Here is a 23981-nt window from a genome sequence, read left to right as displayed (position 1 = left end):
AGGTGGCCTGTAACTTAGGCCAGACCCTGCTTGAGGGCTGCCGTCAGTTCCTTGGATGTGGCATTGCCGCCCAGATCCTTGGTGCGGACGCCGCCTTCGGTGATCACTTTTTTGATCGCGGCATCAATCCGGTCAGCCTGCTTGTCGTGGCCAACATGGCGCAGCATCATAACCGCAGCCAGCAGCAGGGCCAGCGGGTTGGCAATGCCTTTGCCAGCAATGTCGGGTGCAGAGCCATGGACGGCTTCAAACACGGCGGCTTTTTCGCCAATATTCGCGCCCGGTGCCATGCCCAGACCACCCACCAGACCAGCGGTCAGGTCGGACAGGATGTCCCCGAACAGGTTGGTGGTCACAACCACATCAAACTGCCATGGGTTGATGACGAGCTGCATGGCGCAGGCGTCTACAATCCGTTCGTTAAAGGCGATGCGGCCTTTGTATTCCTCGGCAACCTTGCGCCCTTCTTCAAGGAAGAGGCCGGTCAGCAGCTTGAGGATGTTGGCCTTATGCACGATTGTAACCGTCTTGCGGTTGTTTTTTACGGCATAATCAAAGGCGTATTTGACAATCCGGCGGCATTCCGCGCGGGAGGTAAAGCCGGAGCTCAGAGCAATACCCTTGGGGTCTTCACCCACGGGAATGTAGTGCTCCATGGCGGCATAATAGCCTTCCAGGTTCTCACGGAAGAGAACGAGGTCAATGTCCTCAAACCGGCCACCGGGGACAATGGTCTTGGTGGGGCGCAGGTTGGCGAACAGGCCGAATTCCTGCCGGAGTGTCACATTGATGGACTTGAAGCCACCACCAACTGGTGTGGTCAGCGGGCCTTTAAGGGCAAGGCCCGTACGGCGGATGCTCTCAATGGTCTGCTTGGGCAGTGGGTCGTTAACCGCATCTACACCAGCCATGCCGGCCAGCTGACGGTCCCATACAAACGGGGCGTCAACCGCGTCCAGAATTTCTATAACCGATTCAACAATTTCAGGGCCAATGCCATCACCGGGAATAAGTGTGGCGGGAATGGTCTTGCTATGTGCTGTCATTCTGAGAAGCTCCCTTTCAACTTCGGTGCCTGTTCTGCGCCTCTTTGGGCGCTCAGGCGATTCCCATTTACGTGACCATTGGTGGCTAGAGCCTGCTATCACGCCTTGTTGAGAGGCGCACAGGCTGTTTGCAGCCAATTTTTTGCATCTGCGGGCAGGTGCGGGCCAATCTGGTGCAAGATTTCTGCATGGTAGCTATCCAGCAGGGCGGTATCTGCTTCTCCCATAAGGGAGAGGTCGATCAGTTTCCGGTCGAACGGGGCCAGGGTCAGGGTTTCAAACTCCAGAAAAGACCGCGTGGAGTCTGCAACTTCGGCCGGGCGGACCAGAACAAGGGTTTCCAGCCGGATACCGTAAGCACCGGGCAGGTAAAAACCCGGCTCGTTGGACAGGACCATGCCCGCCTGCAGCGCAATGGCGGAAACAGCCTTGGAAATACGGGCAGGTCCTTCATGCACCGATAAAAAGCTGCCAACGCCATGGCCGGTCCCGTGGTCAAAATCCAGCCCGGCCTGCCACAGGTCGTACCGTGCCAGTGCATCCAGCGCGTGGCCTTTTGTGCCCGTGGGGAAGCGCGCATGGCCAAGGCGCAGGTTGCCCTTGAGCACGCGGGTAAACGCGGCTTTTAGCGCTGGCGGGGGTGTGTTGGGGCCACACCAGAGCGTGCGGGTGACATCGGTTGTGCCATCGGGGTACTGGCCACCGCTGTCGATCAGGTAAACGTCATTGGCGGCTATGGCGCGGTTGCTCTGCGGGGTTACGCTGTAGTGGATAATGGCCCCGTTTGGCCCCGTGCCTGAAATGGCCGTAAACGAGTCCTCCACATAGTCTGCCGCGGCCCGCCGGAATGTGGCGAGCTGTTTGGCGGCATCCAGTTCGGTTGTGGTGGTGGCGTGGGTGTCCATCCAGTGCAAAAAGCGGCACAGGGCCACGCCGTCGCGCAGGTGGGCTGCGCGCATGCCCTGCTGCTCAACCGGGTTTTTGCAGGCTTTGGGCAGCAGGCACGGGTCGGGCGTGGTGGCAACGGTTGCGTTATGGCGGCCCAGTATTTGTGTAAACCACACGGCATTGCTTGCCGGGTCCACCCCCACGGTGCGCCCGGCCAATGAGGCCAGCACCTGCTCCAGCTCTGCGGGGGCATGGATACGCACCTCCGCCCCCAGCCATGCACGCACGTCTGCGGGAATTTTGTCGGGCTGGATAATCAGGTCAACACTTGCATCGGCATGGATAATGGCAAAAGCCAGCACAACGGGGGTGCAGGGAATATCCGCCCCACGGATATTGAGCAGCCAGGCAATGGAGGCTGAATCGCTCAGCACGGCGGCATCCTGCCCCAGATGGCGCAGGTCGTGCGCAATGCGCTCGCGTTTGCTGGCCGAACTTTCACCTGCATAACGCAGGGGGTGTATAAACGCGGGGCCAGCAGGCAGGGCAGGGCGGTCCTGCCAAAGTGCATCCACCAGATTATGCGCGGTGGGGGTAAGGCAAAGCTGCTCATGTTGCAGGTAGGGGGCCAGTTCCGCGGCACTCATAATGCGTGGGTCGTAGCCAATGCTGGCATCGGGCCGGGCGTTGGCGGCCAGCCACGTGGCGGGGGGCACCTGCCCGCCATGCACACGCTCCCAGCACGCGCCATCCACCTGCTGGTCCATTTGGGTGATGTAGCGACCATCGGAAAAAACGGCGGCCTTGTCTGCCAGCACAATGGCTGTGCCTGCGCTGCCGGTAAAACCGCTTATCCATGCCAGCCGCTGTGCGCAGGCCGGGGTGTACTCCCCCAGAAACTCATCGCCATGTGGAATAATCACGCCATCCAGCCCGTTCTGGCGCAATACGGCACGTAGCGAGGTGAGTCTGCTCATGGATAAGGAAGCCAAGGTACTACTCCGCAGATTTGGGGCTAAGGTCTGGCACAGGGTGGCCCAAGCATAGGCTACCCTGCGCAAAGGTGTGGCAAAAAATCAGGCGGGGCAAGAACCGCCGGGGCGGCGCAGGATCAGGGTTGCCCAGTCTCCTTCGGTCAGGACCTGCTCAAGCACCAGCCCCTGCCTGCGGTGGGCCGCCAGCACCATGCGGATTTGCGTTTGCAGCAGGCCTGCCAGAATAACCGTGCCGCCGGGGGCCAGTGCCTGTGCCAGATCCTTGGCCATAAGGCACAGCGGGCGGGCCAGAATATTGGCAAAAACCAGATCATACGGTGCGTTCTTGCGGATGGCGGGCGTTTGCCAGCCATTGCCAAGGCGGCAGGTAAGGGCACGGTTCAGCCGGTTACGCCGCGCATTCTGGGCGGAAACACGGACCGACCACGGCTCAATATCCACCGCCAGCACCTTCTGGTGCAAAAGGGCTGCTGCGGCCATGGCCAGAATACCCGTGCCACAGCCAAGGTCCAGAATACGGCGGGGGTGGCGGTGGGCAATGCGTTCCAGTGCGCGCAGGCAGCCACGGGTGGAACCATGCTCGCCCGAGCCAAAAGCCACGCCTGCATCCAGCGTGAGCACAATGCGGGTTGCCTCGGGGGCATCGGGCAGATGGGTGCCGCGCACCACAAAGCGTTTGCCCACCTTCTGTTCGGGAAAAGCCTCATAAGTGCGGGCAAGCCAGCCTTCGGCTTCGGTTGCTGCGCGTTCCAGCGGGGCGGATACGCCACTGGTCAGTTCGGCCAGCATAAGGGCCAGTGTCAGTTCGTCTTCACGGTGGCCCGTGTCTTTTACGCCCTCAACCCGCCACTGAGTGCCTTCGGGGTTGGCCTCAAAAATACCAACCGTGGTGCAGACGCTGCCAATGGCGTTTTCGTAAGCTTCCACCGCAGCTTCGGGTACGGTGACAGAAATGGTTTCCAGGCTTGTAGCGTGGCGGCGGGGTGTGGGGGCCATTATAGTTTCTCGATAAAGGAGGAAAGAAGTCGTTTTGTGCCCGCGTCTTCAAACGCGATTTCCAGATGGTTGCGGTCAGCCGCAATAACGATGCCCACACCAAAACGGGGGTGGCGGACCTGCTGCCCCAGTTCAAAGGCTGGTTCCGCTTCGGGCGGGCGTTTGCGGCGGGCCACAACGGGGCCGCTGTCAAACAGGCTCTGTTCGGCAAACAGGCCGCGGCGGGCGGAGCCGCCTTCGTTTTTGCGGCTGATGTGCTCCTCTGGCAGTTCATCCAGAAAGCGGCTGGGCATGGAAGGCTGCCAGTTGGCGTAAATGCGCCGGCTCCCGGCATGGAAGATCATGGCCTGTTTGCGTGCACGGGTAATGCCCACATAGGCCAGACGCCGCTCCTCCTCCAGCCCTTTAAGCCCGCCTTCATCCAGCGTGCGCTGGGAGGGAAAAACCCCTTCCTCCCAACCGGGGAGGAACACCGTATCAAACTCCAGCCCTTTGGCTCCGTGGAGTGTCATGATCGAGAGTTTGGAATCCTGCGCTTTTTCGTCCGTCTCCATGACAAGGGAGACATGCTCCAAAAACTCGCCAAGCGTGCCAAAATCGGCTAGAGCGCGCACAAGTTCCTTCAGGTTTTCCAGCCGTCCGGGGGCTTCGGGCGAGCGGTCAAGGCGCCACATTTCAAGGTAGCCGCTCTCTTCCAGCAGGTGTTCAACGGCCAGCACGTGTCCTTCACGGCTTAGAATATCCCGCGTGGTGTTCAGGGCATTGGTGAGTGTGCGCAACTGGTCGGCCATTTTGCCCTTGAGCTGGCCGGTTTCGAGCATGGTCTGGGTTGCAACACTCACCGGAGTATTGGCAAAGCGGGCCGCCTCGCGCAGTTTTTGCAGGCTGGCCGGGCCAACGCCGCGCTTGGGCACGTTGATGATCCGCTCGAACGCCAGATCATCCGCCGGTTGGCTGACCACGCGCATATAGGCCAGTGCATCGCGGATTTCGGCCCGCTCGTAAAAGCGCACACCACCAACAATGCGGTAGGGCAGGCCGGTCTGTACAAGCCGCTCCTCAAATGCACGGGTCTGGAACCCGGCGCGGACCAGAATGGCCATTTCCGCCAGAGACTGTCCCTTGTGGTGCAGGCGCTCGGCTATGTCGCACACGCTGCGGGCCTCGGCGTCCGAATCCCATACGCTGGTGACCAGCACTTTTTCCCCATCCGAGGGGTCATCCCGCCCCGAGCGCAGGGTTTTGCCCAGCCGTTCCCCGTTATGGGCGATCAGCCCCGCGGCGGCACCCAGAATGTGGCGGGTCGAGCGGTAGTTCCGTTCCAGCCGGACAATTTTTGCGCCGGGAAAATCTTTTTCAAACCGCAGAATGTTTTCCACTTCCGCACCACGCCAGGAGTAGATGGACTGGTCATCATCCCCCACGCAGCAGATATTGGCCGTGCCATCGGCCTGTTTGGCCAGCAGGCGCAGCCACAGATACTGCACGGTGTTGGTATCCTGATACTCATCGACCAGAATATAGCGGAACAGCCGGTGGTACTGGGCCAGCACATCGGGGCGGGTCCGCAGGATTTCGGTCACGTGGAGCATCAGATCGCCAAAGTCGCAGGCGTTGAGCTGTATCAGGCGGGCCTGATAAGCCTCGTAAATGGCGCGGGCGTGATGATTGGCAAAGTCCGTATCTTCGGACGGGGTGACACGCGCAGGCGTTAACCCCCGGTCCTTCCAGCGCTGGATAACCCCAAGCAGGCCGGGGGCGGGCCAGCGTTTGGTGTCAATCTGCCAGGGTTCCATAACCTGTTTGAGCAGGCGGAGCTGGTCGTCCGTGTCCAGAATGGTAAAGCTCTGGGTCAGCCCCACATATTCCGCGTGGCGGCGCAGCATGCGTGCGCACAGGGCATGGAAGGTGCCAAGCCACAGCCCCTCTGCCGGTGCGCCAAGGAGCAGGGCAACACGCTCGCGCATTTCCCGCGCGGCCTTGTTGGTAAAGGTTACCGCCAGTATCTGCCACGGCTTTGCGCGCTCGGTTAGCAGGATATGGGCAAAACGTGTGGTTAGCACACGGGTTTTGCCGGTTCCTGCACCAGCCAGAACCAGCAGCGGGCCATCTGTTGTCTCAATGGCCGCGCGTTGCTCCGGGTTCAGGCGCGCAAGGTAGGAGGAGCCGCTCTGCGGAGCAGCATCGGAGGTGGGGTGAGAAGGGGGCTCGAATGTCGTCACCATTCTCTTATATAGTGATGTCCGCCTCAGGCCAATCGGAGCAATAGGATGGCGAAAACAAAGATGCCACCGCCCCCGGCTTCTTCCGTTCAGGAAGGGGGGAGCGTGTTTGCATCAACCGGGCCTGTGGGGCATCGCAAACGTATGCGTCAGCGGGTGCTGGCCCACGGTGCGGGCGGGCTGGCTGATTACGAATTGCTGGAAATGCTGCTGTTTTACGGCGTCCCCCGGCGCGATACCAAACCCTTGGCCAAAAGCCTGATCAACCAGTTCGGGTCTTTTTCCGCTGTGCTCGATTCCGCACCTGCGGTGTTGCAGGGGGCGGGGGCGCCACGCGGTGCCGCAGCTTTGTGCGCACAATTGCCGGATGTGGCAGCCTGTCTGGTGCGCGATGGCGGCAGTAACCGTGCCTATCTGGGTGATTGGGACAGTCTTTTGCTGTATTGCAACACGGTTTTGCGCGCGGCGGAGAGGCCGCAGATGCGCATGCTGCTGCTGGATAGCCGCAATACCCTGCTGGCGGACGAGCAACTGGCATGGGCCATGCCAACCGCAAAAGCCGAAGCAGAGCGTGTGCAGCAGGCTGTGGCCCATGTTCTGCAACGCGCGCTGGAGGTGCAGGCGAGTGCGGTTGTGAGCGTGTATCTGGCCGAACCGGGGCAGGACGTGCAAACCCTGCTCCAGAATTGCACGCCTTTTGTTGCGAGCCTGCGCAAAGCTGCGCCTTTGCTTGCGGTGAGTGTGCATGACCATATGGTGGTTGGGGCGAGTGCATGGGCAAGTGCACGCCAGATGGCAGCAGACTGGTGAGCCGCCCCCACACCCTACCGGGCATGGCCGATGGCATGGCTTTTCTAACAAGGCCGCCAGAAGGGCTGGTGCCAGGGTTGCCTCAGGCTAAAGCTGTAGGGCCGGATGATAGGCAATGCCTTGCCGCATTGCTCGGGGCGGCAGGTATGGCCCAAGCACAGGCCATTGAGCAGGCTGAAGCTTTGATGGGGGAATACGCAACCCTCTCTGCCGTGCTGGCAGCAGCGGCACAGCACGAGGGGAGTGTAAGCCTGCTCCCCGAAGCTGCGCGCGTGTTGTTAATTCTTGCGCGTGAGAGTGCGTTCCGTCTGCACCGTGCGCGTTTGCAGCAGGGGAGTGTACTGCTCGAACGCCCGGCCCTGAATGCGTATTTGTCTGCCCTTATGGCGCATGAAAAAACCGAGCAGATGCGCGTAGTGTTCCTTGATGCAGCCAATCGGCTTGTGGGGGAGGAGGTTATGGGGCGCGGTACGGTGGACCATGCTCCCGTTTACCCGCGTGAGATTGTCAGGCGCGCACTGGCTTTGCGGGCGCGTGGTTTTGTGCTGGTACACAACCACCCAAGCGGCGATGTTATGCCCTCTGCCGAGGATATGAGCATGACCGCGCAGATCATTGCCGCCGCCCGCGTTGTGGGGCTGCACGTGGCGGACCACCTGATTGTAGGCCGGGAGCGGGTCCTGAGCATGAAGGAGGCAGGGCTGCTGTAGCCGCGCCTCTTCTGCTCAGGCCGTGGAGGTGTTCAGTCTTCGTCCGCAGGTGGGGGGGAGGCACATTTGGTTGCCAGCGGGCCAAGAGCCGCCTGTATGCCCCAGTCCCCGGGGAGTGCGCCGTATGGGAACAGAATATTCACATGCCCCATCTTGCGCCCTTCACGGGCCTCTTTTTTGCCGTACAGATGCGGAATATGGCCCGGATTAGCCAAAATGGCGGGCCACAGGGCCATATCTTCGGGGCCTACAAGGTTTTTCATCACCGCATCCGAATGGCGGGTGGCGTGGGGCAGGGGCAGGCTCGCAACTGCGCGGATGTGCATGTCAAACTGGTCCTGCGCGCAGGCATCCATAGTCCAGTGGCCCGAATTATGGGGGCGAGGTGCGACCTCGTTCACCATGAGTGAGCCATCGCGCACAAGGAACATCTCCACGCCCATAATGCCAACCAGATCAAACCGCTCGGCAATAAGGGCGGCCAGTCGGCCTGCTTCTGCCGCAACGCTTTCAGGCACGGGGGCCGGGGCGAGTGTCAGGTCCAGAATGCCGTGCCAGTGGTGGTTGAGAACCGTGTCAAAGCACCGGGTTGTACCATCTGTGCCGCGGGCGACCATAACGCTCAGTTCGCAGGCAAAATCGACCATGCCTTCGGCCACCAGCGGGTGCGGCGCGAGTGCAGCAAAGGCTTCATCCAGTTCCGCAGCACTTTGCACACGGCGCTGGCCCTTGCCATCATACCCGTTGCGGGTGGTTTTGAGGATAAGCGGAAAGCCCAGCCGGTCTGCCGCTGCGTGCAGGGAGGCATGGTCCGTTACCGCATGCCACGGTGCCAGTGGTACCCCGGCTTCTGCCAGAAAGGTTTTTTCCGCCAGCCGGTCCTGGCTGATGCGCAGGATATTGCCCGACGGGCGCACAGGGCAGTGCCTGCTCAGCCTGTCCAGTGCATCGGCACTAATGTTTTCAAACTCGAAAGTGACCACATCAACCGCTTTGGCAAAAGCGTCCAGTGCTGCGGGGTCATCATACGCACCAAGGGTTATGGCGCTGCAAACCTGTGCGGCCGGGCCATGTGCGTCCTGAGTAAGAATATGCGTTTTATAGCCCAGTCGGGAGGCTGCAACAGCAGACATGCGGCCAAGCTGCCCCCCACCCACAATGCCAATAACGGCATTGGGGGCCAGAGCTGCGTGTGTATGGGTCATTCGTTTTCTGTCACGGGTGTATCGGCAACCGATGCGGTCTGTACCGCGCGCCAGGCTTCCAGCCGTGCGGCCAGTTCGGGGTTTTGCAGGGCCAGAATGGAGGCCGCCAGCAAAGCTGCGTTCTTGGCCCCGGCCGAGCCAATGGCCAGCGTGCCAACGGGTACGCCACCGGGCATCTGCACAATGGAGAGCAGGCTGTCCATGCCCTTGAGTGCGCGGGATTCCACAGGCACTCCCAGCACGGGCAGGCGGGTCCATGCCGCGCACATGCCGGGCAGGTGGGCTGCGCCCCCAGCCCCGGCGATAATAACAGACAACCCCCGATCCGCCGCCGTACGGGCGTATTCCGCCAGCCGGTCCGGTGTACGGTGGGCAGAGACAATGCGGGTTTCGTGCGGGATTTCCAGCGTGTTCAGAATGGCATCGGCATGGCACATGGTTTCCCAGTCTGACTGGCTGCCCATGATAATGCCAACCTTGGGGGGCGCGGCCGCTGCGCTGTTATCTGCAGCGTGGGAGGTGGTGGTCTGGGGGGCTGTTGTGTTCACAGGGGTAGGGTATCCGGTCTTGCTAATGCTGGTCCTGTTGCAAAGTCAGGCAATATTGTCGGGTATCAGCTGGCTTTCAACCCGTGTTATGCGGTCTTTGAGCAGTAATTTCCGTTTTTTCAGCCGCTGAAGGTACAACTGGTCGATAAAGGTTGTCTCATTGGTCATTCTGTTGATGACCGTATCCAGATCACGATGCTCGCTTCGCAGCTCAAGAAGCTGCCCCAGTAGTGACTCGCGGTCTTGCATCATGGCGCTGGTTCTCCCTGTGTGCATCTGACTCGTGCATTCAATCGGATTACTCCGTTGTTGCATTTATGGCGCTCTTTACCAACCATGCATTGCGCGACCAGCTTGCGCAAACGGGAAAAAGTTCCATGTGCACAGCGCATATCGGCATGCAGTGGAATATGAAATTAACATGAAATTTCTGGCCGTCTGTACGCTAGCGTAAAAGAGTCACTAACCGAATGGAGGCAGCCATGGCGCGCCTAGCAAGGATAGAGTCTCTCAAACACCGCCATTCCCATATTGACCAGAAGATTGCTTCCGAAGGGGGTAGGCCCAGACCGGATGAGCGCGTTCTGATGTGCCTGAAGCTGCAAAAGCTCAGGATCAAGGAAGAAATTGAACGGCTGGCGGGCTAAAAACGCAGTGCGGATTTATCTGCCGCATATGTAAAAGCGGCAGATAAATCCGGCAGGATTTTATTCAGCAGAAAAATCAAGATCGCCTGCATCCAGTGCAGGTACGGGAATTTCCGCCCCTTCGCGCTCAAGCCGGGCATTGGCATCGGCTACGGCTGCGTTCAGGTCTGTCTGGCTGCACAGGCCAACGGTCACCGGGTCACGCGGTTTGATGTTGGGTGTGTTCCAGTGTTGCTTGTCGCGCACCTTGGCAATGGTGTCCTTGGTGGTGCCAAGCAGTTTTACAATCTGCTGTTCGCTCAGCTGCGGGTAGTTGCGCAGCAGGAAGGCAATACCATCCGGACGGTCATGGCGCTTGGCAACCGGCGTGTAACGCGCACCCTTGGAGCGGCGGCGCACGGGGTTGTTGGTGGCCAGAATTTTAAGCCGCGCCGTAGGTGTTGCTTCGCAACGGCGGATTTCTTCAAGTGCAAGCTGGTGGTTGGCAACGGGGTCGTAGCCAACAATGCCCTGAGCGACTTCACCATCGGCAATGGCCTGCACTTCCAGCGGGTGCATCCCACAAAAAGCGGCAATCTGTTCAAAGCTGAGCGCGGTCTTTTCGATCAGCCACACAGCGGTTGCTTTTGGCATCAAGGGTAAGGTCGTCATTTGGCTTCTATCCTGTCGTCGGGCGGCGCTCACGCAGGCACCGGTAAATTGACGGCCTGGAACCTCTTCCGAAGCCTGCGTGCCTGCCGACGCGCATCTATGCCCCCGATATGGAGGGAGCAGCCCGTTCAGGTCAAGCTGCAAAAATACAACAAAAGGGAGCGGAACCGGAGTTCCACTCCCTTTTGGGGCTGCAAGGCGGGTTCAGGCCGCGTTTGGCACGCTCTGGTTCTGGGGGGAGGCATGTGTTGCCAGTGTGGAAGTGGACGCAAAGGGAGTATGGGCCTGTTGAGGTGGCGTGGGCACCTTAGCCACGCCATGTGGCCCTTCCGTCTGGCCTGCATTAACAGGAATACGCCGTGGCTTGAGCGCTTCTGGCACAATCTGGCGTACACTGATGCGGAGCAGACCGTTATTCATATCCGCCCCTGTAACCTCAACATGGTCTGCCAGTGCAAAGCGGCGTTCAAAGGCGCGGCGGGCAATACCGCGGTGCAGCACTTCGCCCTCGTCCTGTGGGGCGCTGACCCGGCCGGAGACAACAAGCGTGCTGTCCTGCACCAGCAGTTCAATATCATCCGGGGCAAAGCCTGCTACGGCCATGGTCAGGGCGTAACTGTCGCTCCCGGTCTTGGCAATGTCATAGGGAGGGTAGCTGGGGGTGCCCGTGCTGCGGGCTGCGGTGTCCATTACCTGTGCTAGCCGGTCAAAGCCGATGGCGGTACGGAATAGGGGTGCAAAATCGTAAGTCATGTGGAACCTCCTCGTTCGGCAAGGTTCTGCCGTGCAGCAGGCCCCATAAGGCGGCCTGTGTGGCAGGTCTTTCTGGCTAACCCCCGTGGGGCATCAGCCATGCTCCAAACGTGGAAAGCCCCGCCTCCTTTTTCAAGAGGGCGGGGCCAAAAGCACACGGTAAGGCTAGAAAAATCAGCCTTTGGAACGGGTGCCGATCCCAGCAAAGCGCTTGTTGAACTTGGCGACCTGGCCCCCGGTGTCCATGATGCGCTGCACGCCGGTCCACGCCGGATGGGACTTGGTGTCAATGTCCAGACGGATGGTGTCACCGGCTTTGCCGTAGCAGGAGCGGGTGGTGTATTCCGTGCCGTCGGTCATGATGACGGTGATTTCGTGGTATTCGGGGTGAATGCCGGACTTCATGGGACAGGTCTTTCTTTACAGCAGACGAAGGCCCGATACCGACCGGGCCGAATTGCCGTGCATATAACGGTATGCGGCAGCAGGATCAACCGTTGATTATGCACCTTTTGCCTGCAACTGGCGTTAAGGCCACAGCCCAATGCGGGGTAACGTCCTGAATAGTCTGCACCAATAACGGCGCGGCGGGGGCAGATATGGCAAAGATTTTTGGTTATTCCAATAATAACGCTTGAGAAATAGCCAGCCACACGGATACAGAACAGTATCTTTGCAGAAAACCTTTTAAACAGGACACCGAATTTATGGTTGATCTTAAAACTGATCTTAAGGCCCACGTGCGTACACCGGGCTGGGTGGGCGAGTTCCGCTCCTTCATCATGCGCGGCAATGTGGTTGATCTGGCTGTTGGTGTGGTCATTGGTGCGGCGTTTACAGGGATTGTGAACAGCCTGGTCAAGGATGTGTTCAACCCCGTTATTGGTCTGCTGGTCGGCGGGATTGATTTTTCCAACCTGTTTGTCACCCTTAAAGGCCCGCACGAGGCAACGCTGGACGCCGCGCAAAAAGCTGGCGCGGTTACGCTTAACCTCGGCCTGTTCGTGAACGCTGTTATCCAGTTCCTGATCGTGGCTATGGCCATTTTCTGGATGGTCAAAGCCCTGACCCGCCTGCATGTGCGTGAGGAAGCCAAGCCCGCAGCACCGCCCGCACCAACCCAGACGGAAATCCTGCTGACCCAGATCCGTGATGAACTTGCCGCGCGCAACACGCAGCAGACTACACCGCAGGGCTAAAGGCTGGGCCGTGGGCAGGCGCTGTGGCGTATGCCCCTGGCAAGCACTGTGTTTTCGACAGGCGGAATATGGAGTAGGCTCTCAACCATGAAGCCCTCTGTATTCCGCTTTTTTTATAAAGTGCCTCCGTTTGCCGCCCTGCTTGCCCTTGTTGGCGTGGCGGGGTGCCAGAGTGTGCCGTATCAGCTCAAGGTGGAGCAAACGCCCAGCACGTTGCTGTATAGTTACGCCATAGCCAATGGCATGGCACGCGGGCAGTTGATGAGTGGCGGCCTGAGCCTGCCGCAGATTGTACAGATCGTTACCGCCGACCGGGAGGCGCTGGCCGCCATTCTGGTTTTTCGGGACCATCCGGGCAGCAATACGCTCAAGGTGGCAGGGCTTAAGGTGGAGGCTTTTCTGGCAACCATTGATGAACCTGCCCCATTAGGGAACAGCATGCTGGTGTTACCCAATGGTGTGCCTGTTCCACTCTCCCGCCATTAAGGCGTAAAAAAACGGAGCAGTCAGACTGCTCCGTTTTTTTGTGTCAGTCGTAATTGTCGGGGGGCTTCAGGCCGATGGCGCCGTAGCCTTGCCACTTTTAGCGCCGCGCTTGAGACGACCTTCCCCCATGAACAGCAGCAGAGGTGCTGCGATAAAGATGGAGGAGGACGTGCCAACAACAATGCCAAACAGCATGGTCCACGCAAAACCGGACAACGTGGCGCCTCCCCACAGGGCCAGCGGCAGGGATGCCAGAAAGACCGTGGAGGACGTGCCCAGCGTGCGGTTGAGTGTTTCGTTGATCGAAAGGTTGATCAGGTCGATCAGCGGCATGGTGCGGTATTTGCGCAGGTTCTCACGCACACGGTCATAAACCACCACCTTGTCGTTGGTGGAGTAGCCCAGAATGGTCAGGATTGCGGCAACCATAACCAGATCGAACTCAAAGCCGGTCAGGACCAGAAAACCCACGGTCTTGGTCAGGTCGAGTACAAGTGTGATCACCGCACTCAGGGCGAATTCCCACTCGAACCGGAACCAGATGTAACCCAGAATCATGGCAAGGCTGAGAGCCAGAGCCAGCATGCCGTTGCGGAACAGCTCGGCCGAAACCGAAGCCCCGACCGCATCGGCCCGCAGGATGGTGGTGCCGGGCAGGGATTCGGCTACGGTGTGGCGCACCTTGTCCACAATGGCCTGCGTATCCTGCTCCGAGCCCGCATCCAGCCGGATCAGAACATCATTGGCAGCCCCGAAGGACTGGAAGGAGGCGTGCGATACCCCATGCTCGGCCAGAGCTGCGCGGATTTTGGCAAAATCAGCCGGGCCGGGGGTCTGGGCTTCCACCACAATCCCCCCCCGAAAATCCAGGCCCAGCGTAAGGCCGGGATGGAAGAACAGAACAAGCGATGCGATCGAAAGCACGGCCGAGACAATCAGCCCCATGAAGCGGCCGCGCATGAAGTTGATGTGCGTATCCTTGCGGACAAAACGCAGGAGAGGACGTCCGAACATAAGTAGCGCCTCGTTCTTCAAACAGGCAGGCTGGTCGGGCGCGTACGCGCGTACCAGCGGGCCATGAGCATGCGGGAGAGCAGCAGGGTGGTGAACAGGGTGGTCACAATGCCAATGGTAATGGTGAGTGCGAACCCACGGACCGGACCTGTGCCAAAAACAAACAGCATCACATGGGCCAGCAGGGCCGTGGCGTTACTGTCGATAATGGTGGAGGTCGCTTTTTCAAACCCTGTCTGCATGGCTGCCAGCGGGGTGCGCCCACGGGCAATTTCCTCGCGTATGCGTTCGTTGATCAGAATGTTGGCGTCCACCGCCATACCCAGTGTGAGCAGCATGCCCGCCATGCCGGGCAGGGTGAGTGTTGCCTCAAAAAGCGAGAGAATGGCCACCATGAGCACAAGGTTGGCCAGTAGGGCAAAGTCCGCGTACCAGCCAAAACGGCCGTAGAACAGCACCATAAAGGCCACGACCATAATAAAGCCGACGCCAAGGCTGATCATGCCCGCGCGAATGGAATCCGCCCCCAGTGACGGACCAATGGAGCGCTGCTCAATAACGCTCAGCGGGGCGGGCAGGGCGCCTGCGCGCAGCATAAGGGCAAGGTCGGTTGCCTTTTGTGCATCAAACCCGCCGGTAATCTGGCCATTGCCGCCTGTTATGGGGCTCATGATCACGGGTGCTTCGATAATCTTGTTATCCAGCACAATGGCGAATCGCTTGCCAACATTGGCCTGCGAAACAGCAGCAAAAGCATGCGTGCCGATCGAATCGAAAGAGAAGCTGACTGCCCATTTGCCGCTCTGCTGGTCAATGACCGCACCGGCGTTGGTCAGGTCCGAGCCATCAACATCCACATGGTCAAAAACGGGGAGGGGGCCACCCTCAGCCGGGTCGGCCATTGGCAAAAGGCTGACACCCTGCGGCGGGTAGGTTGCGTGCAGCGGGTTGGCATCGACCAGATGGAAGCTCATCTTGGCCGTGGTGCCCAGCAGTGCCTTGATCCGCTCAGGGTCACTAATGCCGGGCAGTTCCACAACAATGCGGTCGTCACCCTGACGGGTAATTTCGGGGTCAACTGCCCCCGTTCCGTCAATGCGGCGGCGCACGATCTCAATGGACTGGGTTACGGCTTCACGCGCACGGGTGCGAATGGATTCGGGAGCCAGAACAAGGGCTATGCTGCCATCTTCACGCTTGCTGACGCTGAACTCGTTGGGCACTGCACGGGGCAGGGCGTTCAGGGCCGCTATGTCTGCCTCGGTTTCCGCGGCGGAGCGCGGCATGAACGAGATGGTGCCTTTGGCGGCATCCACCGCAATGTTCTGGTAGCCCAGATGCGCGTTCAGCAGCGCATCACGCGTGTTTTCCGAGAGGGTTTGCAACCTGTCATGGGTCAGGCTTTGCAGATCCACCTGCATGAGCAGGTAGGAACCACCCCGCAGATCCAGTCCAAGGTGGATCTGTCGCCATGGTATGGAAGGGAGCGGCTTGCGCATGCCGTTGGGCAGGCACAGCAGCAGGCCTAAAAGGCATACGCCCAGTACCGAGGCCAGTTTGAGGCGGCTGTAATACATTCTTACCTGATCGCTTGCAGTTTTGCTGCCCGGAACATGCCGCTCAACCCTGACAGATGCAACCCGTTCGCGTGCTTATGGGTGGAATGCTTTGCTTTTTCGCTCATTCTGCGTGGCTCAGGCGCATCACCCAGCCGTAAATGGTAGGTGGGCATGGCTGGTAGCGCACGCTCAGGGGCGGGCCTTGTTTGCATTCGGGGGTGGGGCTGCTACCCCTTGGGGGGAACCAAAACACAGGCCAGATCAGGCAGGGGCTGTAACACATGAGCACAACGCTGCGCGTAGGGGTTATCGGGGCAGGGCATTTTGGACGGTACCACGCCCTGAAAATACGTGACGTGCCGGGGGAGAGCCTGTCCGGCCTGTTTGACCCTGACCCCGCCCGCGCCCAGCTGGTCGCGCGCGAGGCCGGGTGCCCGGTTATGGCGGATGTGGACAGCCTGCTTGCCCAGTCCGATGCGGTGGTGGTGGCAGCCCCGGCAGAGTTTCATTTTGAGCTGGCCGTGCAGGTCCTGCGGGCAGGGCGGCATGTGCTGGTGGAAAAACCGGTAGCGGCTACGCTGGAACAGGCAGACATGCTGGTAACGCTGGCGCAGCAGAGCGGGCTGGTCTGCCAGGTCGGGCATTTGCTGCGCTATTCCGCCGAGCACGCCGCCATAAGCGCGCGCATAACCCGCCCGCTCTATATAGAGGCCACGCGCATTGCCCCATACAAACCGCGCGGAACAGACGTGTCGGTTATTCTGGACCTGATGATCCATGATCTGGACCTGGTTCTGGCCCTTGTGGACAGCCCGATTGCACAGGTGGATGCACTGGGTGCTGCGGTCAGTTCCGCGCATGAGGATATTGCGAATGCGCGGGTCCGGTTTGAAAACGGGTGCGTGGCCAGCATTACCGCAAGCCGCATATCGCTCAAGACCGAGCGGCGGATGCGCCTTTTTTCCGAGGAAGGGTATCTGTCGGCTGATTTTGTGAAACGTGAGCTGAGCATGATCGGGCGCGAGCGGGGGCTGCCCCTGCCGGGCACCGGTGGATTCCGGCGTGAGGGCATAAGCTGGGCTGAGCATGATTCGCTGTTCGCGGAGCATCAGGCTTTTGTGGCGTCGTGCGTGCAGGGAGCGCCTGTTGTGGTGGACGCGGTGGCCGGGCGGCGCGCTCTGGCGGCGGCTTTGGCGGTGGCAGATGGAATCACCACCTCGCGTAGTCTTATGGAGCAGTCCGGGCTGATCCGTGGAGGCTGAAAAAAGACACCTTTGAGGAAGCGGGAAGAATCAGCCATTTTTTGGATAAGCAAGTCTAAAATCACGCATTCCGGGCAAAAAAAATCCTAGATATGGGGGCAAAGTAAGGTAAGAAGCGCGATATATGGTGTATGCGGCGGCATCAGCCACATACCAACATGATCGTTCGCAAAAACCGGAGAGTAAGCGCCATGAGTCTGATTGACGTGCATGAGAATGACGTTCGTCGTTCCCATTCAGGAGTATCAGGCTCGGCTGAAGAACCGGACCTGTTCGGCGCTGAGCAGATGCAGGATATGGTGCAGCTCCCCGGGCACCATCAGGTGCGCGTTGACCGCTCGCGCGATGCGCTGCTGACCCCCTTTGGCAAAGCCACGCTTGATAACCGCTACCTGCTGCCTGATGAGAGCTATCAGGACCTGTTCGGGCGTGTGGCGTCCTATTACGGGGCGGATGCGGAGCATGCCCAGCGTATTTACGACTATATCAGCCGCCACTGGTTCATGCCCGCAACCCCGGTGCTGTCCAATGGTGGCACAACGCGCGGTCTGCCTATTTCGTGCTTTCTGAACGAAGCCAATGACAGCCTCAAAGGCATTGTCGATCTGTGGAACGAGAATGTGTGGCTGGCCAGCAAGGGTGGGGGCATTGGCTCCTACTGGGGCAACCTGCGCTCCATTGGCGAGAACGTGGGCCGCAACGGCAAAACCTCGGGGGTTATTCCCTTCATCCGCGTGATGGACAGCCTGACACTGGCTATTTCTCAGGGGTCTTTGCGTCGTGGGTCAGCTGCGGTCTATTTGCCGGTCTGGCACCCCGAGATTGAGGAGTTCATAGAACTCCGCCGCCCCACAGGGGGGGATCCCAACCGCAAGGCGCTCAATCTCCACCACGGTATTCTGGTATCTGACGCATTCATGCGCGCGGTGGAAGCAGATGACGAATGGGCGCTGCTCTCCCCCAAGGATAACTCGGTTATCCGCAAGATTTCAGCGCGTGGGTTGTGGATTCGTATCCTGACCGCACGCATGGAACAGGGCGAGCCTTATATTGTTTACTCCGACCATGTGAACAACGCCCGCCCCGAGCACCACAAACTCGCGGGGCTGGAAGTCAAGACCTCCAACCTGTGCTCCGAAATTACGCTGCCAACGGGCATAGACCATCACGGCAAGGCACGTACGGCAGTGTGCTGCCTGTCCTCCCTCAACCTTGAGACATGGGATGAATGGTCGGATAATCCCCAGTTCATCGAGGATGTGATGATCTTCCTCGATAATGTTCTGCAGGACTTCATCGACCGTGCGCCAGAGGACATGGAGCGGGCCAAATACGCCGCCATGCGCGAGCGTTCCGTAGGACTGGGGGTTATGGGGTTCCATTCCTTCCTTCAGGCCAAGAACGTGCCGTTTGAAAGCGTGATCGCCAAGGTCTGGAACCGTAAGATATTCAAGCACATTCGCGCACAGGCGGATGCCGCCTCCCGCCATCTGGCCGAGCTGCGTGGCCCTTGCCCCGATGCCGAAGAATACGGGATCAAGGAGCGTTTTTCCAACAAGATGGCCATTGCGCCCACGGCGTCCATTTCCATCATTGCGGGGAATGCCAGCCCGGGTATTGAGCCCATTGCTGCCAATGTATTCTTGCAGAAAACCCTTTCCGGCTCCTTTACGGTACGCAACCGGCACCTGCTGAAGCTGCTGGTGGAAAAAGGGCAGGACACGCCGGAGGTGTGGTCCTCCATTACCACCAGCAAAGGCAGCGTGCAGCATCTGGACTTTTTGACCCAGCAGGAAAAGGACGTGTTTAAAACCGCGTTCGAGCTGGACCAGCGCTGGGTGGTGGAACATGCGGCCGACCGGCAGCCCTTTATCTGCCAGGCGCAGTCGGTCAACCTGTTCCTGCCCGCGGACGTGCATAAGCGCGACCTCAACCAGATTCATTTTCAGGCATGGAAGAAGGGGCTGAAGTCCCTCTACTACTGCCGCAGCCTGTCCATCCAGCGGGCGGATACGGTGAGCAACGTGCTCGCCAAGTCCGAGGTGCTGGGGGCAGGCGTTGCCGAACAGGCCGCCGCAGAGCAGGCCGCCGGTGGCAACAATTATGACGAATGCCTGGCCTGCCAGTAAGGGCAGGCTGGTCCGCATCAGTTTTGTAAAAAAGTCGAGAGGCGGCCTCCCGGGTGGTGCCGCCCGATGGAGGCATCATGAGCGAGCATAAAGCTGGCGAGCAGCCGCAGGAAGAACGTTTTGACCTGCTAACAGCCAACCCGGTGTACAAGCCGTTTCGGTACCCGTGGGCGTATGATGCGTGGCTGACGCAGCAGCGCGTACACTGGCTGCCCGAAGAAGTGCCTCTGGCTGATGACGTAAAAGACTGGCACCGCGTGCTCAACGAGAGCGAGCGCCACCTTGTGACCCAGATTTTTCGCTTCTTCACCCAGTCGGATGTGGAAGTGAACAACTGTTACATGAAGCACTACAGCCGGGTTTTCAAACCGACTGAAGTGCTGATGATGCTCTCGGCTTTTTCCAATATCGAGACCATCCATATTGCAGCCTACAGCCACCTGCTGGATACGCTCGGCATGCCCGAGGAAGAATATTCCGCATTCCTTAAGTACAAGGAAATGAAGGATAAATACGATTACATGCAGTCCTTCAATGTGGACAGCAAGCATGAAATCGCAAAAACACTGGCAGCTTTTGGTGCGTTTACCGAAGGGCTACAGCTGTTTGCTTCCTTTGCCATCCTGCTCAACTTCCCGCGCTTTAACAAGCTCAAGGGCATGGGGCAGATCGTGTCCTGGTCGGTGCGGGACGAAACCCTGCATTGCCTGTCCATTATCCGCCTGTTCCGCGTGTTCATTCAGGAAAACCCGCATATCTGGACCGACAGGCTGCGGCAGGAACTGACCGAAATCTGCAAAACCATTGTGGAGCACGAAGAGGCCTTTATTGATCTGGCGTTCGAAATGGGGCCGGTAGAAGGGCTGGATGCCGCACAGGTTAAAACCTACATTCACTTTATTGCTGACCGCCGCCTGACCCAGCTTGGGCTGGATCCGGTTTACAACACGACCACCAACCCGCTGCCCTGGCTGGACGATATGCTCAATGCAGTCGAACACGCCAACTTCTTTGAAAACCGCGCGACTGAATACAGCCGTGCTTCCACCTTGGGCACGTGGGAAGAAGCGTTTGAAAGCTCTGTCTTCTCGTAATATCGGGCAGGTGGAGCGGTTTACAGGCCCGGCAGGGCCGTGCCGTTTTCCAGCACATCACGCGCCTGAGGGGTAAAGGCTCCGTCCGCTTCGTGTAGTGTCAGGCCAGACAGCACGCGGGCGGGGCTTTTAACGCCCAGTTTGGCCTGAATAAGCAGGATGCGTGCCTCCCGGCCTGTTTTGGGCCAGAAGGGGTAAAGGGTTACCCCCCCAAAGCCATGGGCGCTCAGCTCCGCTATGGCCCTGTCGGTCAGGGCTGTGGGGAGAGCGAGCGTCAGGCTGCCTTTGTGGCGCAAAACGGCAGCAGCTCCCTTAATCCAGAGTGGCAGGGTCTGTATGTCCATCCTGCGGGCAAGGTCCCGGCGCGGCTCGGGCGAGGCTGTGCCTGTGGGGGTATGCCATGGCGGGTTGGTCATGCAGTGGTCAAACCGCAGGAGCTCAGGCACCCCTTCGGGGAAAGATGCTGTAATTACCGATGCTTGCACTTTTTTGTTGGCCAGCAGGTTGGTGCGGGCGAGTGCCGCTGTTTCGGAGTCTTTCTCCACCCCTGTTCCGTGCAGGTCTGGTACGCGGTGCATCAGGCATAACAGCCCTGCACCGGCTCCACAGCCGATTTCGAGCACGTGCTGGCCCGGGCGTGCGGCTACGGCCGCAGCCATCAGAATGGGCTCAAGCCCTGTGCGGTAGCCTTGCTGGAACTGGCTGTAAGCGATACGTCCACGCAAAAGAGTGCCTTGCGAGGTCGGTGGAAGGTGGAGAGATGGGGCTTGCTGCATCGCTGTATCTGGCTGGCTTGAATGTGTTGGTGCTTGACCGTTTTTCAGGTGCCTCGCATATAAGAGGACGTCAACTCATCCCGAGGCTGGGGGAATAGCATTTGGGTGTTGCAGTCAGTCTGTCGGAAATGGACAGTGCCGCGAGCCAGGATGGATCTGGAGTTTCTGTGAGTAAACCAGGGGAAGCTGGCCTAAAGGCGCTGGCTGATTATCTCGCTGCGGATATGCAGGCATGTAATCAGGTCATTGTGGACCGCATGCAAAGCTCCGTAGCGCTTATTCCGCAGTTAGCTGCGCATCTTGTGGCCGCTGGCGGCAAGAGGCTGCGGCCACTGCTCACGCTCGCCTCTGCGCGGCTGTGTGGCTACAACAATCAGGACGGGCGCATGCGGCATGTGGAAATTGCCGCCTGTGTCGAGTTCATTCATACAGCAACACTGCTGCATGATGATGTTGTGGACGACAGCCAGCTACGGCGCGGTCTGGCCAGTGCCAACGCCATTTTTGGCAACAAGGCTTCCGTGCTGGTGGGGGACTTCCTGTTCGCCCGGTCGTTCCAGATCCTTACGGCTGATGCTTCGCTGGATGTCATGGCGATTCTCTCCGCTGCATCGGCTACGCTGGCGGAAGGCGAGGTTATGCAGATGACCACGCAGAATGACCTTTCCACCTCTGTTGAGCAGTATCTTCAGGTTATTTATGGCAAAACAGCGGCGCTGTTTGCCGCCGCATGCGAATCTGGTGCTGTCATAGGGGATGTAACTCCCGCCGACCGTGAAGCCCTGCGTGTGTACGGTGCCAATCTGGGCATGGCGTTCCAGCTTGTGGATGATGCGCTGGACTACTCGGCAGATCAGGCCGTGCTGGGTAAAGAGGTCGGGGACGACTTCAAGGAAGGCAAGGTTACACTGCCGGTGCTGGCAGCATACGAGGCAGGCAGCGAGCAGGACCGTGTATTCTGGCGGCGTGTGATTGAGGAGTGCGAACAGCAGCCAGAAGATCTGGATGCCGCACTGGTTCTTATCGCCCAGACCAATGCAATTGGCGTGACCTTGGCCAAGGCGGAAGAATACGCAGCATTGGCCCGTCAGGCGTTGCAGGGCTTCCCTGACAATGACCTTAAAGCCCTGTTGCTCGAAACCGCGAGTTATTCCGCCAGCCGCGCCAGCTAAGCTGGCCTGTGGCCGTTTTGGCAGGATCGGCAAAAATGCTGATTGTAATGCTGAAACGGCCTTTATCTGCCCGCCAGAGCTAGCTCCCGGAGCTCAGGCCGTGCAGGCGGGTTGCTGGCTTGCCTGCTCGGGCCATAATGTAATCTGGTTAAAACCAAAAGCAGGCAGATGCACGCGTAGGGCGTCTGCGTCGGTTGGCATGGCCGTAAACCACGCCTGCTCTGGCTGTGTGCCTAAACCGGGCATGGGGGGCAGAGCTTGCAAAACCGTGCAGGTCTGCCGCGCAACGGCATCTGCCGGGTCCAGCCATACCATACCAGGCGGGGCTATCCTGCGTAGCTGATCAAGCATGAAAGTGTAATGGGTGCACCCTAGGCCCACGGCATCAAGCCGTGCAGAGTCCGGGTGGCTGAGCAGACCTTCAATATCTTTATAAACAAGATCATCAGGTACGGAGCGCCCGCGAAAAACCTGTTCGGCATAGCTTGCCAGATGTGGTGCCGCATGGGCGATGAGCGTGCATTCCGGCGCATAAAGCGTGTGCAGGCGGGACAGGTAGGGGCGGCGGATGGTTGCCCGGGTGGCCAGCAGGCCAATAACGCCGGTTTCTGTCTGGCGTGCCGCCCAGCGGATGGGGGGCACACAGCCAATAAACGGCAGGCTGGGGCATGTGGTGCGCAAGGCATCCAGCGCCAGAGTGCTGGCCGTGTTGCAGGCAATAACAACTGCCTGAGGCCGCAGGCGTTCAACCGCGTGGGAAAGCAGGGAGATAATGCGTTGGGTCAGGACCGCATCATCCTGCTCACCGTAAGGAAAAACGGCGGTGTCGGCCAGATAGTCCACCTTGACCGATGGGGCATGTGCCCGAATGGCCCGCACAATGCCTAATCCACCAATGCCTGAATCAAACGCCAGAACACGGTAGGGACCAGTCAGTGCGGGGCCAGTCGTCTGCACGGTGTTATTTGTCCTTGCGTGCCTTGAATGCGGCGGCTTCTTCAAGGCTGCCTACGCCGCCACGGCGGGCGGACCAGCCACAGGGGTCTTCCAGAAAGCGGCGAACTTCAGATGCCGCTTCTTCGGAAAAGTAGGGGCGGCTCGCGCAGGCTTCAAGCACATCCCACCACGTGCACAGGGAGTGCAGGGCTACGTTCATGTCTGTCAGCGTCTGCTGGGCACCGGGGAAAACGCCGTAGTAGAACACCACAAAGGCGTGGTTCACAATGGCGCCTGCATTGCGCAGGGCATTGGCAAACTGCACCTTGGATGCGCCATCCGTGGTCAGGTCTTCCACCAGCAGGGTCCGCATGTTTTCGGGCACGTCGCCTTCAATCTGGGCGTTGCGGCCAAAACCTTTGGGCTTTTTGCGCACATAGGCCATGGGCAGCAGCATGCGATCAGCCATCCATGCGGCAAACGGAATACCGGCTGTTTCGCCCCCTACAATGGCTTCCAGGCTTTCGTAACCAACGTGGCGGCCAATTTTTTCTACGCCCAGTTCCACAATTTTTGCGCGTGCGCGGGGGAAGAAAATAATCCGCCGGCAGTCAATATAAACAGGGGACTTCCAGCCAGATGTCAGGGTGTAAGGGTCTTCAGGGCGGAAATTGACTGCCTTGATTTCAAGCAGCAGGCGTGCGGTGGTGAGGGCGGCATCACGATCCCATTCGCTGGTCTCTCCGGTGGGAGAGGCAATGCCTGCTGGCGACATCATGGCAGATTCCTTGAAGTTATGGTGGTTAAAGCTGGATTGGCATACCGCTAGCCGGGCCGAAAATCCATGCCCATCTGCCTGATATATGTGATTTGCTGCGTAGTT

General features: G+C 59.4%; 25 protein-coding genes. 9 read left to right on the top strand and 16 right to left on the bottom strand.

Annotated features, from left to right (window positions below):
* Positions 1-14: 14 nt before the first annotated feature.
* The 4 genes from LKE65_RS11275 to LKE65_RS11260 all read right to left on the bottom strand — a co-directional run bounded on the left by LKE65_RS11275 (position 15) and on the right by LKE65_RS11260 (position 6150).
* Positions 15-1046, bottom strand: a complete 1032-nt coding sequence (locus LKE65_RS11275; RefSeq protein WP_086645832.1) for an isocitrate/isopropylmalate dehydrogenase family protein — start codon at positions 1044-1046, stop codon at positions 15-17.
* Positions 1047-1144: 98 nt separating this feature from the next.
* On the bottom strand, positions 1145-2926 hold the full coding sequence (locus LKE65_RS11270; RefSeq protein WP_278741400.1) for an aminopeptidase P family protein: 1782 nt from the start codon (positions 2924-2926) through the stop codon (positions 1145-1147).
* 84 nt (positions 2927-3010) lie between these two features.
* Positions 3011-3925 (bottom strand): 50S ribosomal protein L11 methyltransferase, encoded by a 915-nt coding sequence (locus tag LKE65_RS11265; RefSeq protein WP_165924999.1) that lies wholly within the window; start codon positions 3923-3925, stop codon positions 3011-3013.
* Positions 3925-6150 carry an ATP-dependent helicase gene (locus LKE65_RS11260; protein ID WP_278741399.1) on the bottom strand — a complete coding sequence of 742 codons (2226 nt, stop codon included), beginning with the start codon at positions 6148-6150 and terminating at the stop codon, positions 3925-3927. The genes LKE65_RS11265 and LKE65_RS11260 overlap by 1 nt, the downstream gene beginning before the upstream one ends.
* Positions 6151-6195: 45 nt before the next feature.
* Between LKE65_RS11260 and LKE65_RS11255 the strand changes: the two genes are divergently transcribed.
* Together LKE65_RS11255 and LKE65_RS11250 are read left to right on the top strand one after the other, a co-directional pair.
* Positions 6196-6957 (top strand): JAB domain-containing protein, encoded by a 762-nt coding sequence (locus LKE65_RS11255; RefSeq protein WP_278741398.1) that lies wholly within the window; start codon positions 6196-6198, stop codon positions 6955-6957.
* Positions 6954-7667 (top strand): JAB domain-containing protein, encoded by a 714-nt coding sequence (locus LKE65_RS11250; RefSeq protein ID WP_278741396.1) that lies wholly within the window; start codon positions 6954-6956, stop codon positions 7665-7667. Before LKE65_RS11255 ends, LKE65_RS11250 begins: the two co-directional genes overlap by 4 nt.
* A 32-nt stretch (positions 7668-7699) precedes the next feature.
* On the opposite strand, the gene LKE65_RS11245 is transcribed toward LKE65_RS11250, so the two are convergent.
* The 3 genes from LKE65_RS11245 to LKE65_RS11235 all read right to left on the bottom strand — a co-directional run bounded on the left by LKE65_RS11245 (position 7700) and on the right by LKE65_RS11235 (position 9672).
* A complete protein-coding gene (locus LKE65_RS11245; protein WP_278741394.1) occupies positions 7700-8872 on the bottom strand; it encodes a 5-(carboxyamino)imidazole ribonucleotide synthase in 1173 nt (390 codons plus the stop codon).
* Entirely contained in the window at positions 8869-9342 is a 474-nt protein-coding gene (gene purE / locus LKE65_RS11240; protein ID WP_434734881.1) for a 5-(carboxyamino)imidazole ribonucleotide mutase, read from the bottom strand. Before purE ends, LKE65_RS11245 begins: the two co-directional genes overlap by 4 nt.
* A gap of 123 nt (positions 9343-9465) precedes the next feature.
* Positions 9466-9672 (bottom strand): YdcH family protein, encoded by a 207-nt coding sequence (locus LKE65_RS11235; protein ID WP_025824960.1) that lies wholly within the window; start codon positions 9670-9672, stop codon positions 9466-9468.
* Positions 9673-9902: 230 nt separating this feature from the next.
* Between LKE65_RS11235 and LKE65_RS11230 the strand changes: the two genes are divergently transcribed.
* The gene (locus LKE65_RS11230) at positions 9903-10067 is read left to right on the top strand and encodes a YdcH family protein (protein ID WP_086646044.1); all 165 of its coding nucleotides are present in this window, start codon (positions 9903-9905) and stop codon (positions 10065-10067) included.
* Between the two features lie 60 nt (positions 10068-10127).
* On the opposite strand, the gene LKE65_RS11225 is transcribed toward LKE65_RS11230, so the two are convergent.
* The 3 genes from LKE65_RS11225 to rpmE form a co-directional block, all read right to left on the bottom strand.
* Positions 10128-10718, bottom strand: coding sequence for a DUF1013 domain-containing protein (locus LKE65_RS11225; RefSeq protein ID WP_086645837.1), 591 nt, complete (start codon positions 10716-10718; stop codon positions 10128-10130).
* 204 nt (positions 10719-10922) lie between these two features.
* A complete protein-coding gene (locus LKE65_RS11220; RefSeq protein WP_278741391.1) occupies positions 10923-11471 on the bottom strand; it encodes an Hsp20 family protein in 549 nt (182 codons plus the stop codon).
* Between the two features lie 174 nt (positions 11472-11645).
* On the bottom strand, positions 11646-11876 hold the full coding sequence (gene rpmE / locus LKE65_RS11215; RefSeq protein WP_086638545.1) for a 50S ribosomal protein L31: 231 nt from the start codon (positions 11874-11876) through the stop codon (positions 11646-11648).
* Between the two features lie 302 nt (positions 11877-12178).
* Between rpmE and mscL the strand changes: the two genes are divergently transcribed.
* Positions 12179-12670, top strand: coding sequence for a large conductance mechanosensitive channel protein MscL (mscL, locus tag LKE65_RS11210; RefSeq protein ID WP_086645838.1), 492 nt, complete (start codon positions 12179-12181; stop codon positions 12668-12670).
* An 87-nt stretch (positions 12671-12757) separates the two neighbouring features.
* Positions 12758-13156 carry a hypothetical protein gene (locus tag LKE65_RS11205; RefSeq protein ID WP_253527361.1) on the top strand — a complete coding sequence of 133 codons (399 nt, stop codon included), beginning with the start codon at positions 12758-12760 and terminating at the stop codon, positions 13154-13156.
* Between the two features lie 66 nt (positions 13157-13222).
* Here LKE65_RS11205 and secF read toward each other — a convergent pair whose 3' ends face one another.
* From secF to LKE65_RS11190, 3 genes are read right to left on the bottom strand one after another with little or no spacing between them, the layout of a single operon-like run.
* Complete coding sequence (gene secF / locus LKE65_RS11200) at positions 13223-14170, bottom strand: protein translocase subunit SecF (protein WP_086645840.1); 948 nt, start codon at positions 14168-14170, stop codon at positions 13223-13225.
* Between the two features lie 17 nt (positions 14171-14187).
* Positions 14188-15747, bottom strand: a complete 1560-nt coding sequence (gene secD / locus LKE65_RS11195; RefSeq protein WP_165924993.1) for a protein translocase subunit SecD — start codon at positions 15745-15747, stop codon at positions 14188-14190.
* A gap of 2 nt (positions 15748-15749) precedes the next feature.
* Positions 15750-15941 carry a hypothetical protein gene (locus LKE65_RS11190; protein WP_278741388.1) on the bottom strand — a complete coding sequence of 64 codons (192 nt, stop codon included), beginning with the start codon at positions 15939-15941 and terminating at the stop codon, positions 15750-15752.
* A 69-nt stretch (positions 15942-16010) separates the two neighbouring features.
* On the opposite strand from LKE65_RS11190, the gene LKE65_RS11185 reads away from it, so the two are divergent.
* The 3 genes from LKE65_RS11185 (at position 16011) to LKE65_RS11175 (ending at position 20214) form a co-directional block, all read left to right on the top strand.
* Positions 16011-16991 (top strand): Gfo/Idh/MocA family protein, encoded by a 981-nt coding sequence (locus LKE65_RS11185; RefSeq protein WP_278741387.1) that lies wholly within the window; start codon positions 16011-16013, stop codon positions 16989-16991.
* A 191-nt stretch (positions 16992-17182) separates the two neighbouring features.
* Positions 17183-19120 (top strand): ribonucleoside-diphosphate reductase subunit alpha, encoded by a 1938-nt coding sequence (locus tag LKE65_RS11180; RefSeq protein ID WP_086646045.1) that lies wholly within the window; start codon positions 17183-17185, stop codon positions 19118-19120.
* A 77-nt stretch (positions 19121-19197) separates the two neighbouring features.
* Complete coding sequence (locus LKE65_RS11175) at positions 19198-20214, top strand: ribonucleotide-diphosphate reductase subunit beta (RefSeq protein ID WP_086646046.1); 1017 nt, start codon at positions 19198-19200, stop codon at positions 20212-20214.
* A 20-nt stretch (positions 20215-20234) separates the two neighbouring features.
* On the opposite strand, the gene LKE65_RS11170 is transcribed toward LKE65_RS11175, so the two are convergent.
* Positions 20235-20990 (bottom strand): tRNA1(Val) (adenine(37)-N6)-methyltransferase, encoded by a 756-nt coding sequence (locus LKE65_RS11170; RefSeq protein ID WP_341461195.1) that lies wholly within the window; start codon positions 20988-20990, stop codon positions 20235-20237.
* A gap of 101 nt (positions 20991-21091) precedes the next feature.
* Between LKE65_RS11170 and LKE65_RS11165 the strand changes: the two genes are divergently transcribed.
* Positions 21092-22162 carry a polyprenyl synthetase family protein gene (locus LKE65_RS11165; RefSeq protein WP_278741383.1) on the top strand — a complete coding sequence of 357 codons (1071 nt, stop codon included), beginning with the start codon at positions 21092-21094 and terminating at the stop codon, positions 22160-22162.
* 93 nt (positions 22163-22255) lie between these two features.
* On the opposite strand, the gene LKE65_RS11160 is transcribed toward LKE65_RS11165, so the two are convergent.
* Positions 22256-23119: a glutamate racemase gene (locus LKE65_RS11160; protein ID WP_278741381.1), complete on the bottom strand. Its 864-nt coding sequence runs from the start codon at positions 23117-23119 to the stop codon at positions 22256-22258.
* Positions 23120-23123: 4 nt separating this feature from the next.
* Positions 23124-23876, bottom strand: coding sequence for an orotate phosphoribosyltransferase (locus LKE65_RS11155; protein ID WP_086645846.1), 753 nt, complete (start codon positions 23874-23876; stop codon positions 23124-23126).
* Positions 23877-23981 lie beyond the last annotated feature (105 nt).

Origin of the sequence: Acetobacter fabarum, from assembly GCF_022483405.1 — a bacterium.
GTDB classification, from domain to species: domain Bacteria; phylum Pseudomonadota; class Alphaproteobacteria; order Acetobacterales; family Acetobacteraceae; genus Acetobacter; species Acetobacter fabarum.
The sequence above is the reverse complement of the archived record's forward strand: the minus strand, read 5'-3'. Positions and strand labels throughout refer to the sequence as shown.

Bases quoted from the DNA above. Each gene is read 5' to 3' on its own strand.
- LKE65_RS11180 (WP_086646045.1), top strand. From the start codon at position 17,183: ATGAGTCTGATTGACGTGCATGAGAATGACGTTCGTCGTTCCCATTCA.
- LKE65_RS11235 (WP_025824960.1), bottom strand. From the start codon at position 9,672: ATGATGCAAGACCGCGAGTCACTACTGGGGCAGCTTCTTGAGCTGCGA.
- LKE65_RS11225 (WP_086645837.1), bottom strand. From the start codon at position 10,718: ATGACGACCTTACCCTTGATGCCAAAAGCAACCGCTGTGTGGCTGATC.
- LKE65_RS11185 (WP_278741387.1), top strand. From the start codon at position 16,011: ATGAGCACAACGCTGCGCGTAGGGGTTATCGGGGCAGGGCATTTTGGA.
- secF (WP_086645840.1), bottom strand. From the start codon at position 14,170: ATGTTCGGACGTCCTCTCCTGCGTTTTGTCCGCAAGGATACGCACATC.
- secD (WP_165924993.1), bottom strand. From the start codon at position 15,747: ATGTATTACAGCCGCCTCAAACTGGCCTCGGTACTGGGCGTATGCCTT.
- LKE65_RS11265 (WP_165924999.1), bottom strand. From the start codon at position 3,925: ATGGCCCCCACACCCCGCCGCCACGCTACAAGCCTGGAAACCATTTCT.
- LKE65_RS11175 (WP_086646046.1), top strand. From the start codon at position 19,198: ATGAGCGAGCATAAAGCTGGCGAGCAGCCGCAGGAAGAACGTTTTGAC.
- LKE65_RS11260 (WP_278741399.1), bottom strand. From the start codon at position 6,150: ATGGTGACGACATTCGAGCCCCCTTCTCACCCCACCTCCGATGCTGCT.
- LKE65_RS11190 (WP_278741388.1), bottom strand. From the start codon at position 15,941: ATGCAAACAAGGCCCGCCCCTGAGCGTGCGCTACCAGCCATGCCCACC.
- rpmE (WP_086638545.1), bottom strand. From the start codon at position 11,876: ATGAAGTCCGGCATTCACCCCGAATACCACGAAATCACCGTCATCATG.
- LKE65_RS11230 (WP_086646044.1), top strand. From the start codon at position 9,903: ATGGCGCGCCTAGCAAGGATAGAGTCTCTCAAACACCGCCATTCCCAT.
- LKE65_RS11245 (WP_278741394.1), bottom strand. From the start codon at position 8,872: ATGACCCATACACACGCAGCTCTGGCCCCCAATGCCGTTATTGGCATT.
- LKE65_RS11255 (WP_278741398.1), top strand. From the start codon at position 6,196: ATGGCGAAAACAAAGATGCCACCGCCCCCGGCTTCTTCCGTTCAGGAA.
- LKE65_RS11155 (WP_086645846.1), bottom strand. From the start codon at position 23,876: ATGATGTCGCCAGCAGGCATTGCCTCTCCCACCGGAGAGACCAGCGAA.
- LKE65_RS11220 (WP_278741391.1), bottom strand. From the start codon at position 11,471: ATGACTTACGATTTTGCACCCCTATTCCGTACCGCCATCGGCTTTGAC.
- LKE65_RS11205 (WP_253527361.1), top strand. From the start codon at position 12,758: ATGAAGCCCTCTGTATTCCGCTTTTTTTATAAAGTGCCTCCGTTTGCC.
- LKE65_RS11275 (WP_086645832.1), bottom strand. From the start codon at position 1,046: ATGACAGCACATAGCAAGACCATTCCCGCCACACTTATTCCCGGTGAT.
- LKE65_RS11170 (WP_341461195.1), bottom strand. From the start codon at position 20,990: ATGCAGCAAGCCCCATCTCTCCACCTTCCACCGACCTCGCAAGGCACT.
- mscL (WP_086645838.1), top strand. From the start codon at position 12,179: ATGGTTGATCTTAAAACTGATCTTAAGGCCCACGTGCGTACACCGGGC.